The sequence below is a fragment of the Nostoc sp. LEGE 12447 genome (assembly GCF_015206985.1).
Taxonomy (GTDB): Bacteria; Cyanobacteriota; Cyanobacteriia; order Cyanobacteriales; family Nostocaceae; genus Nostoc.
In genome coordinates this window covers 1-15036 of sequence record NZ_JADEXT010000017.1, presented here as the reverse complement: position 1 = coordinate 15036, position 15036 = coordinate 1, and the positions used below count along the sequence as shown (strand labels likewise).

At 43.2% G+C, this 15036-nt stretch carries 14 protein-coding genes and 2 pseudogenes; 8 read left to right on the top strand and 8 right to left on the bottom strand.

The window, feature by feature from the left end:
- Positions 1-26 precede the first annotated feature (26 nt).
- Positions 27-2231, top strand: coding sequence for a recombinase family protein (locus IQ274_RS18110; protein ID WP_194143039.1), 2205 nt, complete (start codon positions 27-29; stop codon positions 2229-2231).
- A gap of 108 nt (positions 2232-2339) precedes the next feature.
- Here IQ274_RS18110 and IQ274_RS18105 read toward each other — a convergent pair.
- A pseudogene (locus IQ274_RS18105) lies at positions 2340-2774 on the bottom strand (YidH family protein); the annotation flags it as partial.
- A 170-nt stretch (positions 2775-2944) separates the two neighbouring features.
- Between IQ274_RS18105 and msrA the strand changes: the two are divergent.
- A complete protein-coding gene (gene msrA, locus IQ274_RS18100; protein WP_163930169.1) occupies positions 2945-3613 on the top strand; it encodes a peptide-methionine (S)-S-oxide reductase MsrA in 669 nt (222 codons plus the stop codon).
- Between the two features lie 135 nt (positions 3614-3748).
- Here the strand turns inward: msrA and IQ274_RS18095 are convergent, their stop codons facing one another.
- Entirely contained in the window at positions 3749-4942 is a 1194-nt protein-coding gene (locus IQ274_RS18095) for a serine/threonine protein kinase (RefSeq protein WP_194143037.1), read from the bottom strand.
- 187 nt (positions 4943-5129) lie between these two features.
- On the opposite strand from IQ274_RS18095, the gene IQ274_RS18090 reads away from it, so the two are divergent.
- Together IQ274_RS18090 and IQ274_RS18085 are read left to right on the top strand one after the other, a co-directional pair.
- A complete protein-coding gene (locus IQ274_RS18090) occupies positions 5130-5474 on the top strand; it encodes a type II toxin-antitoxin system RelE/ParE family toxin (RefSeq protein ID WP_163930164.1) in 345 nt (114 codons plus the stop codon).
- Positions 5461-5781 carry an addiction module antidote protein gene (locus IQ274_RS18085; protein WP_163930163.1) on the top strand — a complete coding sequence of 107 codons (321 nt, stop codon included), beginning with the start codon at positions 5461-5463 and terminating at the stop codon, positions 5779-5781. The genes IQ274_RS18090 and IQ274_RS18085 overlap by 14 nt, the downstream gene beginning before the upstream one ends.
- Positions 5782-5830: 49 nt before the next feature.
- On the opposite strand, the gene rfbB is transcribed toward IQ274_RS18085, so the two are convergent.
- From rfbB to IQ274_RS18060, 5 genes are all read right to left on the bottom strand, one after another.
- A complete protein-coding gene (gene rfbB, locus IQ274_RS18080; RefSeq protein ID WP_163930160.1) occupies positions 5831-6892 on the bottom strand; it encodes a dTDP-glucose 4,6-dehydratase in 1062 nt (353 codons plus the stop codon).
- Between the two features lie 52 nt (positions 6893-6944).
- Positions 6945-7940 (bottom strand): glycosyltransferase, encoded by a 996-nt coding sequence (locus IQ274_RS18075; RefSeq protein ID WP_194143036.1) that lies wholly within the window; start codon positions 7938-7940, stop codon positions 6945-6947.
- A 167-nt stretch (positions 7941-8107) separates the two neighbouring features.
- Positions 8108-8809: a DUF6391 domain-containing protein gene (locus IQ274_RS18070; protein ID WP_163938631.1), complete on the bottom strand. Its 702-nt coding sequence runs from the start codon at positions 8807-8809 to the stop codon at positions 8108-8110.
- Entirely contained in the window at positions 8806-9033 is a 228-nt protein-coding gene (locus tag IQ274_RS18065; protein ID WP_163938634.1) for a hypothetical protein, read from the bottom strand. The genes IQ274_RS18070 and IQ274_RS18065 overlap by 4 nt, the downstream gene beginning before the upstream one ends.
- Before the next feature lie 258 nt (positions 9034-9291).
- Entirely contained in the window at positions 9292-9555 is a 264-nt protein-coding gene (locus tag IQ274_RS18060) for a helix-turn-helix domain-containing protein (protein WP_012410583.1), read from the bottom strand.
- Between the two features lie 363 nt (positions 9556-9918).
- On the opposite strand from IQ274_RS18060, the gene IQ274_RS18055 reads away from it, so the two are divergent.
- On the top strand, positions 9919-10896 hold the full coding sequence (locus IQ274_RS18055) for a carbohydrate kinase family protein (RefSeq protein ID WP_163938638.1): 978 nt from the start codon (positions 9919-9921) through the stop codon (positions 10894-10896).
- Between the two features lie 113 nt (positions 10897-11009).
- On the opposite strand, the gene IQ274_RS18050 is transcribed toward IQ274_RS18055, so the two are convergent.
- Positions 11010-11687 (bottom strand): polysaccharide deacetylase family protein, encoded by a 678-nt coding sequence (locus tag IQ274_RS18050; protein ID WP_194143035.1) that lies wholly within the window; start codon positions 11685-11687, stop codon positions 11010-11012.
- 195 nt (positions 11688-11882) lie between these two features.
- Between IQ274_RS18050 and IQ274_RS18045 the strand changes: the two genes are divergently transcribed.
- The 3 genes and pseudogenes from IQ274_RS18045 to IQ274_RS18035 form a co-directional block, all read left to right on the top strand.
- Entirely contained in the window at positions 11883-12725 is an 843-nt protein-coding gene (locus IQ274_RS18045) for an RnfABCDGE type electron transport complex subunit D (RefSeq protein WP_194143034.1), read from the top strand.
- Between the two features lie 28 nt (positions 12726-12753).
- Positions 12754-14157, top strand: a complete 1404-nt coding sequence (locus tag IQ274_RS18040; RefSeq protein WP_194143033.1) for a DUF2330 domain-containing protein — start codon at positions 12754-12756, stop codon at positions 14155-14157.
- A 258-nt stretch (positions 14158-14415) separates the two neighbouring features.
- Positions 14416-14910, top strand: a pseudogene (locus IQ274_RS18035) (sigma-70 family RNA polymerase sigma factor); the annotation flags it as partial.
- Positions 14911-15036 lie beyond the last annotated feature (126 nt).

Genomic DNA, 15036 nt, shown 5'->3' with positions numbered 1-15036 from the left:
TTAGCAAATCTACAAGGAGAAAGTTTGTGGTTTCTCATTCGGTTTGGATTGTTGGCACTAGTCGCACTGGGAAGACGGCTCGCTTGGTAGAGCAATTTTGTAGTTGGGTACAACCTGAAAAGCAGCATACCGAATTATTTTATACTAATAAGCAAGCACGTAAAAAAGGCGAACGTATACCTGAATTTTTATATCTTAAACAAACAGAGCCAGGAGTTTTAGTCTTAGCTGCCAATGATGATAATCGCCGAGAGTTGGGCGATATCATTGTTACATCCACATTAGGGAAATATCCGGTACGTGCCAAGACACTGCTAGGCTTTTTCCAGGATGAAGTTATTTTATTTTGGCCGTTGCTAATTAACTCGTTGAACCTGAAGGCCCAGTTTCCGGTAAGGTTGCGGCCAGAAACGGAACAAGAGTTAGCAACCAAACTCTGGCGTTCCCAATTAGACGAAGAAATTTTACGAGTTGCGGGAGTGAATGAGTCGCGCTTGGTGCGTCGCATTTTAGACTTATTGCAATTAGCTGCTTACAGTGGTGTACATTGCGAAGATATTGCCCAGATTTTGACAAGGGGTCTGGGGGAAAATACTACAACTTTAGAGCCGGAATTTTTGGCATCTTTGCTTATTAATTGGCGTAACTGGTGTTTAGAGAGGGGGTTACTAACTTATGGCATTATTACCGAACTCTATAGTCAATATTTATTAAGCGATCGCAACTACCAACAGCACCTAACTAAACGCTATCAAGCAGTATTGGCAGATGATGTTGACGATTATCCTAGCGTAGCGCGTCTTTTGTTTGAATTGCTATTAGATCGAGGCGCGATCGGCGCGTTTAGCTACAATCCCGACGGTGCAGTGCGATTGGGATTAGGAGCAGACCCCAAATATCTAGAAGGGTTAGCAAAGCGTTGTCGGGTAGAAATCTTAAGCGAGCCGCCTCCAGAGTCTCTGGGAGAGCAAGCTAAACAGATGGTGGAATTAGTCACAGAACCAATGGTGTTGGTGAGTTTACCTGAGATTGTGCATTCTATTCAAACTACCTCCCGCGCTCAACTATTGCGACAAACAGCAGAGGTAATTGCTGATGCTATCCAATCACAGCAAGTACAAGCAGAAGAAGTAGCGATTATTGCACCAGGTTTAGATGCGATCGCTCGTTATACTCTAGTAGAAATCCTTGTCAAACAAAACATCCAGGTAGAATCGCTCAATGACCAACGTCCCCTAATTAGTTCACCCGTCATTCGCGCCTTACTCACCATGCTGGCACTAGTTTATCCCGGCTTGGGCCGCCTCGTGGATCGGGATGCCGTGGCAGAAATGCTAGTTGTATTGAGTAGAAAGCAACAACTACCAGAAAACTCCTCACTCCTCACTCCTCACTCCTCACTTAGCACTCAGCACTCACAACTCAACACTCACATTGATCCGGTACGCGCTGGTTTGCTCGCAGATTACTGCTTTGTACCCCATCCCGATCGCCCCAACTTACTACCAGTGTCAGCCTTCGAGCGCTGGGATAGAATCGGCTATGCGGCTACTACAGCCTATAATGAGATATTGGAGTGGTTAGAACAGCAGCGATCGCAACAAGAGCTGCGGTTAATTCCCAGTCCCATTTCCCTCTTAGACAGAGCAATTCAGCGCTTCTTGTGGAATGGTAGCAATCTCCCCTACGAACAACTAGCAGCACTGCGGGAATTATTAGAAACCGCCCAACACTACTGGGAAATTGACACCAGGTTACGACAAATTGTCCCAGTTGAGACAACGCCTCACACAACTATTATTGAATTCATTCAATTACTGCGACGTGGTACAATCACCGCCAACCCTTACCCTGTGCGCCCTATTGGTGGAGCGAGAAAGGCCGTCACCTTAGCAACTATATTTCAATATCGGTCTAGCAGGCGATCGCACCGTTGGCATTTTTGGCTAGATGCTGGTTCACCTCTTTGGGCCAAAGGTGGCGCAGCGACGTTATTTGGTGCGCCGTTTTTTTTGCAAGACAGGTTAGGCGAACCTTGGACAGCAGAAGATGAGAAATTGGCAGAAGAAGAACGACTGCAAAGGATTTTGACAGATTTACTATCTCGCGTATCCGAGAGAGTTTATTTGTGTCACAGCGATTTAGCCGTAAATGGACAAGAGCAACTAGGGCCGTTATTACCCTTAGTCAATGCTTGTGTAACAGTTATTTCTGAGGCTACTGCCAAGTAAGGCTCAGATCACCGACTTCTTTAAGAATTCAGGGATATTATTGTAATATATCTGTTTGTATTTAGTAGTAATTGTCCCCTTTTTAAGATTTAAGTTTGGGGTTGAACTTTGGAAATTTCGAGACTGTGGTTGAGTCGGAAAAGGAGAGCGAGGAAGGACTTTATCACGCCTTAAGAGCAAAGGAATACTGAAAAGTCCCAAAACAATTACTACTCCAGTCATTATCCAAACGATGATCCTATTTGGTTTATAATCTGCTCGTTCAATTTGCCAGAAAACTTGGTTGTATCGCCATGCGGCTAATGCAACAGCCAAAATTCCAAAAACTACCAAAGCAACACCCAAATTTTCCGAGTTGGATAATGGATTTACCCGAGTTTCTTGTTGAGTAATAGCAATATTCAGCTGTTGCAGAAATATACCAAATCGCGCAATAGCAAAACCAAAACCAATCAATGAAATAGAAGTACGTAGCCAAGCTAGAAAAGTGCGTTCGTTCGCTTGATGCTCCCTTTGACGATCAATTTTTGGTATTTTATCCATGAGTACTTCTGACGACTACTTACTTTTGAAAAGTATTCATAATGATGAATAGCATGAACTAGCGCCACAAGTTCAACACAAGCTAGTCACGGCTAAGAGAAAACCCCAAGCGATCGCAAGAATCTTTACAATAGTAAATAAGGTAAAGATATATATCAGAGTCAAAATCAATGGCACTATTCGGATTTGGCAAAAAGCAAGTTATGCCCACACCAGAAGAAGCTTTGTCAGGAAGGGCGCAGTCTATGTCAGTACCTGCTGCTCATTATGTCAACAATAATCCTTTAAAAGCTCCTTATCCCGATGGATTAGAGAAGGCAATCTTTGGCTTGGGCTGTTTTTGGGGTGCAGAACGCAAATTTTGGCAACTTAAAGGAGTTTACACCACCGCAGTGGGTTACGCTGCTGGATTCACACCCAACCCCACTTATGAAGAAGTATGTAGTGGGCGAACCGGTCACAATGAAGTGGTGTTGGTTGTGTTTGATCCTAAAGTAATTAGTTATTCTGAACTGCTCAAAGTCTTTTGGGAAAGCCACAATCCTACCCAAGGGATGCGCCAAGGTAATGATGCTGGCACTCAATACCGTTCGGGAATTTATGTCTATTCTGAAAGCCAAAAGCAGCTAGCAGAAGCATCACGGGAAGCTTATCAGCAAGCTCTCAACGATGCAGGCTATGGCAAGATTACTACAGAAATCTTGGATGCACCGGAATTCTATTACGCAGAAGCCTATCATCAGCAATACCTGGCTAAAAATCCTAATGGGTATTGTGGTTTAGGAGGGACAAATGTTTCTTGTCCCGTGGGTGTAGTTGAATCGCAAGTGAGCGGTTAGAAAGAAGGAAGGGGAAAAGGGCAGGGGAGAAATCAATTCAAAATTCAAAATTCAAAATTCAAAATTAAAGAACTTCTGCCCCCTCTTTCCCAATTCCCCATTCCCCATTCCCCATTCTCAATTCCCAATTCCCAACTAAAATGCAGCTTTTAGCAAAGCGATCGCTCGAACCCACAGCATAATACTAATAGGCGCTCCAATTAGAATACCAGCGATCGCCCAGCCTCTTTGATGGGCTTTGAATTGTTCAATACTTCGCCACTGCCTACTTTTCCAAGCCCATTCATTGCCTTTAGCACCAAGTGCGATCGCCATTAACCACCAACCATGTGGTACAAAGCAAAATAGCCCATACCATACTTGGTTTGGCCACATCCACAACCAAGGCATGAGAAATGCGCCCCAGTTCCAACCGAGAATTTCCTCTGGGACTGTTTCATTTTGATTACTTATGCCGCATCCAGAATTGTTAATTATTTCTCTTAACGGTAAAAGCTGACTTCTGTTTGCAGATTTCACAGCCAGGCCAGATTTGAGAGCATTCAGCGCTTGGCGAGCATCAGTAAATCGTTGTTCGGGAGCGGGTTCTATTAACTTTTGTAGCCAACTGGCAAAACTAGGACTGAGATTAACTCGGTCTGCAAATTGCAGTCGCAAATCCTGCTGAGGTAAATCAGAGGGGCAAGTCCCAGTCAGCAAATGAATCAGAGTTGCACCCAGTGCATAGAGGTCAGAAGCTGGAACTGCTCGACCACCAAATTGTTCCATTGGGGCATAACCATAAGTACCCACAACGGTGAAAGTAACGCCTTCTCTTGCTGCTTTATCTTGAACTGCGCCAAAATCAACTAAATAAATCCGATTATCTTCGCCCCAGATTAAATTACTCGGTTTAATATCTCTATGTAACACCCCTGGGTTTAACTCATGTAGATACATGAGAATATTTAAAATCTCACCGGCGATTTTTCTCGCTCGCTTTTCAGTAAACCTTTTGCCAAGAGCAAGTTTTTCTTTAAGCGACTCACCAGGAATATATTGTTGTATTAAGCCAAACCAGAGAGTGCGATCGTCGATACAAAAATAATCTATATATCTAGGAATGCGGGGATGACTTATTGTTTTAAGAATTTGTGCTTCCCTCTCAAAAAGTTTTAAATCATCCCACTGTATAGTACCGCCAAAGGCTAAAAGTTTGACCACAACGGTCGAATTTTCGCCATCAGAGGCTAGTAAATCCTTTGCAAGCCAAGTTTGACGAATTCCATTGTTACCAAGTTGGTGTTGGATTTGATAACGATCTTGTAATATCTGTTCTGGTTGCAGCATCTTACACCTGCTGGCAGTTTACGCCGATCTGATTCCCTTATATTCAAGGATAGTCATTATCTAGAGAAATTGTGGGAGCCAGATAATTTATATAAAGCAGTTGAAAATTCCAATTTTGGGGTTCACTATAAAATTAGTGCGAATTATTATTCGCACATGCTATAAATATTTATAGTAGAGATTAAAAGTGGCTAAAGAAGCACAAGCAAAACAGATTATCATCTATGCCAATCAAGACGGTTACGAGCCGTTTGCAGAGTGGATGGATAATTTACGCGATCAACAAGGAAAACGACGCATACTGCAACGCCTACGCCGCCTTGAACAAGGCAATTACGGCGATGTTGCGCCAATAGGAGATGGTTTAAGCGAGTTGCGAATGTTCTTTGGTTCTGGTTATCGCGTCTATTTCGGTGAAGATGCTGAAAATATCGTTGTCGTACTGTGTGGAGGCGACAAAAGCACACAGAATCAGGACATCGAAGACGCAAAAGCCTACTGGAAGGAGTACCTAAACAGTGAGAAAATTTAGAACACTTGATGAATTTGAGGAAGAGTACTTCCGTAAGCACCCGGAAGAAATCGACGATTATTTGACCGAAATATTTCAGGAATATGCAGAAGACAACGATTCCGGTGCATTGTTAGCATCCTTGCGCGTTGTTGCCCGTGTACAAGGAATTAGCGAGATAGCCGAGCAAACAGGGATGACCCGTCGAGGATTGCAAAAAGCCTTATCCAGCAATGGCAACCCGCGCCTTAAAAACGTCAATTCCATTATGAAAGCGCTAGGATATTGTCTCACCCCACAAAAAATCATGCCTCCATCGGCAGAGTGAATCACAACAGTAATTATCGATGGTGGCACTATTGGGTGCAGAATGTGGGTTACAAATAATTTTTGCGATAGTAAGCTTGATATTCGGCAGACAGCAGAGGTTCCCACCAATCACGATGATTGAGATACCATTCAACAGTTAAACGTAAACCCTCAGCAATTGTTACAGAAGGTGTCCAACCAAGCTGAGTTTTAATTTTGTTGGCATTAATTGCATATCTCCTGTCGTGTCCCTGTCTATCCTTGACAAAAGTAATCAATTCCTTTGCTGGACGTATTGGTAAATCAGGTGCTAATTCATCCATCATTTCACACAAAAGCTGCACCAGGTTGAGATTTTCCACCTCATTGTTGCCACCAATATTGTAGGTTTCCCCTGGTTGACCATGATTGATTACCACATCCAAAGCACGACAATGATCGACCACATAAAGCCAATCCCGCACATTTTTACCATCGCCATAAACAGGTAATGGTTTACCTATTAAAGTGTTGATGCACATCAGGGGAATTAGCTTTTCGGGAAATTGATAAGGCCCGTAATTATTAGAGCAATTTGTGATAATTGTGGGAAGTTTATAAGTATGATAATAAGCCCTGACTAAGTGATCACTACCAGCTTTGGAAGCTGAATAGGGACTATTAGGAGCGTAAGGTGTCGTTTCCGAAAAAGCTGCATCATCTGGGCTCAAACTACCGTAAACTTCATCAGTCGAAACGTGTAGGAAACGATAATTAGATGGCTGTGCTTTAGCCTCCCAATATTGGCGAAAAGCTTCCAGCAGCGTGAAAGTTCCCACCACATTAGTTTGCACAAAAGCTGCCGGCCCAAGAATCGAACGATCAACATGAGATTCAGCAGCAAAATGGGCGAGAGTATCTATATTTTCGGTTGATAATAGGTTGTCTATGATGGTGCGATCGCAAATATCCCCCTGCACAAACCGAAAATTCTCTCTTCCCTCAACCGCCGCCAAATTCAGACGATTCCCCGCGTATGTAAGCGCATCCAACACCACCACCCGGTCATCTGGATAAACCTGACACCAGTGATGGACAAAATTCGCCCCAATAAACCCCGCACCCCCAGTAACTAATAACCGCCGACTCATTCAATTTCCTCTCTTCTCTCTGTGATCTGTGCGCCTCTGCGGTGCGTTTCTATTACTTAAAATATTTCTTCCTCAGCTTCCCATATATCCTCTGAGCGAGCAATTTTGCCATACGTATTTTCGTCAAACTCTTAATATTAGATGGCTGTTGGATCTTGTGATCAAAAAACTCATTTAACTCATCCAGAATAACTTGGAAACGCTTAATAATATTTTCATTCCGATGCTCAGTCAAAAAATCTTCAGATAAACTAAAATTTGCTGAAGAATCAATCACTTTCAGAATACGTTGCACATCATATTCTTGAGAATATCCAGCAATTTTATAGCAATTAAATCCAGGATCTAAGTAATCTGCCAGTCCTCCGTTAACACTAGAAAATACTTGACAACCACAGGCAAGAGCTTCCATTGGTTGTAGACCAAATCCTTCACTAACGCCCTGTTGTGCCCAGTACTCAGCCGAATCATAGAGGTAAACCTTAGCTCGGTTAAATAGTCCGGGTAAATCCTCTATGTATGAATCAACAACCAATACTTTACAACGTTTTTGCAACGCTGGAATCAATTCTTTAATTAAATACTCAGAAGATTTTCGAGCCTGGACTAAAACATCAATATCCCGTTCCAGACCTAAATTTTGGAACTCATCAGAAATTTGATTGGGCAAATAATAAATCAGAGAATTAGGTGATTTTTCTCCCCAATATCCCATTGTATAGCGGCTAACAGTAACAATCGGAATACTCGCAGGTAGCCTAAATGGATAACCTGGACTATGTGCATGGTAAACCACATTGTATTGCTTAAGTTTAGCCACGAGTTGAGCTATATCAAATCCCCAACTGATGACAAAAATTACATGACTTAAATTTTTCTCTTTTAGTAAATCATCAATAAAAAGCTTATCTTTTTCTCGTTGACGGTAAGTTACAACATCAGCACTACAGAAATTCTGAGCCAAATTAAGTGCTTTTAACTCAGCCCAAAGACCACCACAGGCAAATTTGCCATCTGTACCGGGGAGTAAAAAGTAAAGTTTTCTCATAATTTTATTAGGGCATTAGGAATTGGAATTGGGCATTGGGAATGGGGCATTGAGAAGAGATATAGTAGACAAGGAAGAGGGGGTAGACAAGGAAGAAACTTGACTAATTCTCCCCTTGTCCTCCCTGTCCCCCTGCTCCCTTGCTCCCCCTGCTCCCCTGCTCCCTCTCATTCTTGCCAACCCACTTTAACAAAATGTGCCTCACGCCCCCAAACGTCGCGTGTACGGGTAATATTTTCAATTGCTAGATTAAAAGGAATGGCAGTTGTTAGGTAACGCTGCGCCATAAAACCTAAATCAGGTGCGAGTTCAGCAGCTGTCGTCGCTGCTAACCCCAAACCTATAAGTTGCTCGATTGGTCGAAATGGTAATAATAGATGTACACCAACAGCTAGTCCAGCTGTTAAGAGCATTGCTACTGATAAATTTGTGCCGCAACGGGGATGTACAGCTAAATCCCATTCTCCATTGGTGAGGCGATGTCGAGCAAGTGCTACCGCACGGCGCAAATCACTAATATTTACTTCACCATAAAGGTAAAATCCATGCTCAGTAGACAAACCACCTAATAGTTCGTTATCTGGTTGAACGTTAGTAGCTTTTCCTTTAGCAGGTTGGCCACTTTGTGAATCACTAAGAACCCAAACAGTAGCGTGTTCTAAGGCGTGAACCTGCCGGATCATCAAAATTTCTTTCAACCCTGGTATAAATGATAGCTGCCTGAGTAGGTCAGCATCTTGTGTGGGTTGGGGAAAGTCTAAGGGACGGTATTCTGGGTTCGGAACTTTCTCAGATACAGGTACCCTAAGATCAAAGTTAAAAAAATCAAAGGGAGACGAGCCACCCTGAAAAGAAGCAGAAGTATTCATTGGAACACCACTCTCCAAGCCGATGGAGCAATATAGATTTCTCTCAAATGTAACGCTTGCACCACTGAATTGTTGCTAATTTTTGTGGTTAATTGTTGAGTTTGGGTATCAAGTATGGGGCATGGGGCATTGGGAATTGGGCATTGAGAAGAGACATAGTTTTGTAGCTTGGGTGCAGCTTTAGCGTAACCCAACATAAATAAGGTAGTAATGTTGCGTTTCACTCCACCCAACCTACATAAATATATCTTTTAAAAAACTCTAGGTTTCAACTAGGTTTCAACATACATGAGGTTTAGTTTCCGAGTCCGAGGGTCAGCTGGCTCCACTAACATAAACTCCGGCTGAGTGAAGGACTCGGAACTTTTGGTAGAGCGTTCACACTGAAAACTTAGGCGTGGGGAGGGAAACAATCAGTCAACCTCAAAATTGGCTTGCAATTCTACCAGACCATAGCAATTAGGTTGCTACTAGTAAATTGTTTATTCGATCTGGTTAGGGAGAAGACAGCAATTGACATCATTTAAGCAGACTTTGCCCCACTGTAAGGCCCAGCGGACAAGAGCTACTCGATTTTCGGTCTCGGTCTTGGTCAGAATATTGCTGATATGGTTATCAACTGTACGCTTGCTAATCTCCAGTTTACCTGCAATCTCTTGGTTAGTTAAGCCAGCGGCCACTAGGTCGATAATTTGCAGTTCTCTGTCTGACAGACTAACGGGGGTCTCAGACTTGCCACCAGCCATGACTATTTCTATCCTCCTTTGGTATATCTACTTAATCACTCTTTCTAATTCTAGAAGATTCTTTTGTTGGTAGGGGTTTCAAGTATTAGCAGTAATACTATTGTCAATATTTTCTTTGGATTTCAAGTTGGCAAGAATATAAATTACGACAATATACAAGTATTATACAACACTTGTTTTCGCCTGTGGCTTAGTATAAATATTTAGACAAGTTCGGTAGTAATTAGAAGCATATAGATGTTATGGAGTAGTAAAAAATGCTATTTAATTCTATGAAGAACTGGCGACAAATTAGCAACAATTGTTGTAGATTTTATACTGTAAATTCTTAATCCAAAATCGAAATCTCAAATCTAAAATGAAATGAGCAATTCCCGTGTTTTGTGCCTCGGTGAAATTTTGTTTGATTGTTTAGCCGATCAATTAGGGTTAAAGCTGGAAGAAGTTAAATCCTGGACTCCCTATCCAGGAGGCGCACCAGCTAACGTAGCCTGTGCTTTAGTCAAGCTGGGGACGACAGCAGGATTTATCGGAGCCGTTGGTGAAGATGAACCAGGAAATGCACTAGTCAAGCTATTACAAGATGTAGGTGTAGATACGACGGGGGTACAACGTCACCCCACAGCACCAACGCGGCAAGTTTATGTTACACGGGATCTGGCTGGCGATCGCACCTTCGCCGGATTTGGTCAGTATGACACCGCAGAATTTGCCGATACTCGCCTGCAAGCCAAACAATTGCCAGATGTGCTGTTTCAAGAGGCAGATTTTCTGGTTTTGGGTACTTTGGAATTAGCCTATCCTGAAAGTGAACAGGCAATTTACCGCGCTCTAGAGTTAGCAGAACATTACGATCTGAAGATTGTTCTAGATATCAATTGGCGGCCTGTATTTTGGGACGAACCAAAAATCGCTCATCAAAAAATTCCAGAATTATTTAAGCGAGTAGATTTTCTCAAACTCTCCAAAGAAGAAGCTGAATGGCTATTTGAAACCGCAGATCCTGGAGCCATTACTTACCGCTTGGCTTCAATTGAAGGAGTATTAGTAACAGATGGCGAAAACGGTTGCACCTACTGTCTGGGTGAGAACGAAGGCAAATTACCTTCCTTTTCTATCCCCGTTGTTGATACCACTGGTGCAGGAGATAGCTTTCTCGCAGGATTCATCCACCAGTTGAGTCATTACGGCATCCACAGCTTGCGGGATGCTGAGACTGCAAAACGCATTGTCACTTATGCCAGTGCTGTTGGGGCACTGACTACCATTAAACCAGGTGCGATCGCTTCCCAACCAACAGATGCTGAAGTTGAAGCTTTTCTAGCTTCACATCAACTCTAAAAACTAACATAAGCCACTGGGATATCAGCCGCCAAAGGCTGATATTCCTAACTGGAAAATGGATGAATTCAGGTAACTTCTTTACGTTTTATTTAACTTGACAAGCTAGTACTTTAGTCAGTCTTAGCTTGCTGCCACAGAGTATCAACAGTTACAAAGTCATAACCTTGTTGTAGCAGTTGCGGAATGAGAATTTGGATTGTGGCAGCAACATCTTGTCCACCGCAAGCACCATCATGCAAGACAATCAGCGAACCATTTTTAACCTGCTGCATAATTCGCTCTACCACAGTGGTGATACCTGGTCGTACCCAATCTTCTGGTACAACGCTCCACATAACTGAGCGGTAATTCCACTGAGAAAACAATTTTAAAGTAGCAGGTGTAAATAAACCATTGGGGGGACGGACATCCCGCACTTGTTCAGGTTGTAGATTGCAGGCATTGTAGATGGCAACTTGGGTTTTTTCTAAACTGTCCTTCAATTCATTTAGGGAAAGCATAGGAAAAGAACGATGATCGTAGCCATGCAATCCGATCCAGTGGCCGCGATCGCTAACAGCTTTGGCGATCGCTGGTGAACGGTTGACGCAAACACCCAACCAAAAAAAACTAGCTGTAATATTGTAACGATCTAATACTGCCAAGACTTCTGGTGTGTATTGCGGATGGGGACCATCATCAAATGTGAGTGCGATCGCTTTAGTATGAGGATTTCCACCCCAAAGGCAATTGGGAAAACTCGGTTGGAGAATGCGATAGAAAATCGGGAACAGAGGAGCTAGCTGCATTTGCGTTTATCTGCTGCTGACAACTTTTTATAGGTATTGCTTGCGAAACTGCGATGTCTGCGACAAGTTCTTAAATGGTAATTTACATCTGGTAAATCAGTCTTTGTAACAAAATCTGTAACAGCATTACTATTTGAGCTAGCACTCGTCTAGATTGATGAGAAATCTACGCGTAATCCCGGAATTGAAGGATTAATGTTGCTCAAAGATATACGAGATTATCAAATTCTATTTCTCGGCTTGTTCTTAGTATTGGGAATCGGTACAAGAGATTGGACGCTGCGGCCAGAGTTAATTGGGGTAGCGATCGCCACCAGTCTTGCAACTCAATGGATCTTGTCATTAGTTACTGGCAAAGAACAAATGGCAAATCTTCGGAGTGCTTTAATTACCTCACTGGGACTTAGTTTGCTTTTGCGGGCTGATTGCTGGACGACAATGGCAATAGCCGCAGCAATTGCGATCGCAAGCAAATTTATCTTCCAAGTTGGCGATAAGCATTTCTTTAATCCCACCAATTTTGGCATCATATCTGCCTTGATTTTGACCCCCGATGCTTGGGTTTCGCCGGGACAATGGGGTGAAGAGTGGTGGTATGGGCTATTATTTGCCGGCACTGGTGGCATGATTTTGCAGCGCGTTGGTCGCTGGGACACCACAGCAGCTTTTTTAGGTTCCTACGCCTTGCTAGAGGCGATTCGCAATCTCTGGCTGGGTTGGACTTGGGATGTTTACTGGCATCGATTGATGAGTGGGTCTTTGCTGCTGTTTGCCCTATTTATGATTACAGATCCGCGATCGATCCCCAATTCCCGAATTGGGCGGGTAGTTTGGGCAATCTGCATCGCCGGATTAACTTTTATCCTGCGGAATTATTTCTTTATTTCCACAGCAGTTTTCTGGGCGCTGTTTGCCCTTGCACCATTGACCATCCTGTTAGATGTTCTGTGGTTAGCCCCAAGGTTTTCTTGGCAAGAGGTGGATGAGGGAACAGGAGTAGGGGAAGTGGGGGAAGAATTTCTCACTCAGCACTCCTAACTCAGCACTAAAAAAGTAGAGGTATAAAATGAAGTTTTTTCGACTCTTAACGCCATTATTGTTGGTAATTGTAGCTGTTTTCTGCTTTGCACCAGCAGCTTGGGCATTTTGTGGATTTTATGTAGCTAAAGCTGATACAAAACTGTATAACAAAGCTTCTCAGGTGGTGATAGCGCGGGATGGCGATGGCTTCGCCAACACCAAGGGTGAACGCACCGTCCTAACAATGGCAAACGATTTTCAAGGCGAAGTCAAAGATTTTGCAATGGTAGTACCAGTGCCAACGGTGCTGCAAAAAGAACAAGTTCGCGTTACGGAACCCAAGATTATCGAACGCTTAGATGCTTTTAGTGCGCCACGATTGGTAGAATATTTTGACCCAGATCCTTGTGCCCCAATAGCTAATACCGATTGGATGGATGCAAGACCAGCGCCAGCAGCAGCGATGAATGAGGCGATGAAAACAAGGCGCGATGCTAGTTTGGGTGTAACAGTCGAAGCGCGTTTCAATGTCGGCGAATACGACATCGTGATTCTTAGTGCTAAAGAATCTGGCGGACTAGAAACTTGGCTCCAACGCAGTGGCTACAAAATTCCTAGAGGTGCGAAACAGTTACTAAAACCCTATATCCGCTCCTCAATGAAATTCTTTGTTGCCAAAGTCAACTTAGATAAATTCGAAAAATCTGGCTACCAGTTCCTTCGTCCGCTACAAATTTCCTACCAGTCACCCAAGTTCATGCTGCCAATTCGTTTAGGCATGATCAATGCCACGACAGAGCAGGATTTGATTGTCTACATTCTTTCGCCCCAAGGACAGGCAGAAATCACTAACTACCGGACGGTGAAAATCCCCTCCGACACAAACGTTCCCTTGTTTGTCAAAGATGAATTTGGTGATTTCTACAAATCAATGTTTCAAACTGCCTACACCAAAGAAAACAAGAAAGTTGGTTTTTTAGAATACGCTTGGAATATGGGTAGTTGCGATCCTTGTTCTGCCGAGCCTCTAACCCCAGATGAGCTTAAGCAAGCAGGCGTATTTTGGTTAGATGATAATTCTCCAAGTGATGTGCCAGTATCCCCACGCTTTCGTCGTCCCTTTCCAAACAGTAACGTCTTCATCTCCCGGTTGCATGTCCGCTACACCCGCGACAAATTCCCTGAAGACTTGATATTCCAACAAACTGCTAACAGTGAATTTTTCCAAGGGCGTTATGTTTTACAACATCCGTTCCAAGGAGAACTCAAATGTCAGGCGGGTAGAGAATATAAGCGGTCTTTGCCCAAGCGTTTTGAACAAGAGGCGCAAACTCTGGCTAAACTCACAAACTGGAAGATTCAAGACATTCGCAACAAGATGAAACTGAGTGTTGGTAATCTGACATATTCTTGGTGGGAAAATTTATTTTCTTGGCTGGGATTATATTGAAGGGAATGGGGAATGGGGAATGGGGAATGGGGAGTTCAGTGGAAAGATGATTACTTCGACCTCTGAACTAGGAACTTCAACCTCTGAACTGGGAACTTCGACCTCTGAACACAGAATGTAAAGCATGAACCTTAAAACTTACTGTTCCCAATGCCCAATACCCAATACCCAATACCCAATATCTTGATGAAAGGTAATTTTTTGTGGCGTTGTTATACGCAATACTAAGATATTCTTGCTTTCTGCCTCAAGATTGTCATGGTTCAATTCGATGAACAGCTACGCCGCTTAGTTACCGAAGCCTGTGGACACCCACTTGGAAGTCCTCAGCGTCAGAAGCTGCTCACGCAAATTATTCGCTTGACAGCAAATAGACTCTGGAGGGAAGGTACTCCCTACTATCAAGATGCACTACAACAAACTTGGTTGTATTTCTGCCGCAATGTTTGTGATGGTTTGACTGGTCAAATCTATGACCCCAACTATGGCAGTATCATTACCTGGCTAAATGCTTACCTAAAACGTAGACTACAAGACTTTTACATTAACCAGAACCGGGAACAAGCCACCACAGTGCCTCTTCGGGTTCGTCAGTCTACATCAGGTGGAACAAGCGAAACAATCGATCCTGTAGATAATCTCCCCGCTAGCCCCCAGGCACCTCCCATTTTGGAAGACTTGGAAACATGGGCTCAGACTGATTCTGAAGGAGAACTGCGCCGTACTTGTATTAAAGGACGACCAGATGTTAATCAGTAAACCAAAAAGTTTTTGAGAGAAGAGCAATCGCTAGACACAATGTAGCTTATAATACTTAGAAATACAGAATTTTCTGACTAGCAGACATAGTATAGATTATGATTACTTATAATTAGCTAG

Bases quoted from the DNA above. Each gene is read 5' to 3' on its own strand.
- IQ274_RS18075 (WP_194143036.1), bottom strand. From the start codon at position 7,940: ATGAGAAAACTTTACTTTTTACTCCCCGGTACAGATGGCAAATTTGCC.
- IQ274_RS18050 (WP_194143035.1), bottom strand. From the start codon at position 11,687: ATGCAGCTAGCTCCTCTGTTCCCGATTTTCTATCGCATTCTCCAACCG.
- IQ274_RS18060 (WP_012410583.1), bottom strand. From the start codon at position 9,555: ATGGCTGGTGGCAAGTCTGAGACCCCCGTTAGTCTGTCAGACAGAGAA.
- IQ274_RS18055 (WP_163938638.1), top strand. From the start codon at position 9,919: ATGAGCAATTCCCGTGTTTTGTGCCTCGGTGAAATTTTGTTTGATTGT.
- rfbB (WP_163930160.1), bottom strand. From the start codon at position 6,892: ATGAGTCGGCGGTTATTAGTTACTGGGGGTGCGGGGTTTATTGGGGCG.
- IQ274_RS18045 (WP_194143034.1), top strand. From the start codon at position 11,883: ATGTTGCTCAAAGATATACGAGATTATCAAATTCTATTTCTCGGCTTG.
- IQ274_RS18040 (WP_194143033.1), top strand. From the start codon at position 12,754: ATGAAGTTTTTTCGACTCTTAACGCCATTATTGTTGGTAATTGTAGCT.
- IQ274_RS18095 (WP_194143037.1), bottom strand. From the start codon at position 4,942: ATGCTGCAACCAGAACAGATATTACAAGATCGTTATCAAATCCAACAC.
- IQ274_RS18070 (WP_163938631.1), bottom strand. From the start codon at position 8,809: ATGAATACTTCTGCTTCTTTTCAGGGTGGCTCGTCTCCCTTTGATTTT.
- msrA (WP_163930169.1), top strand. From the start codon at position 2,945: ATGGCACTATTCGGATTTGGCAAAAAGCAAGTTATGCCCACACCAGAA.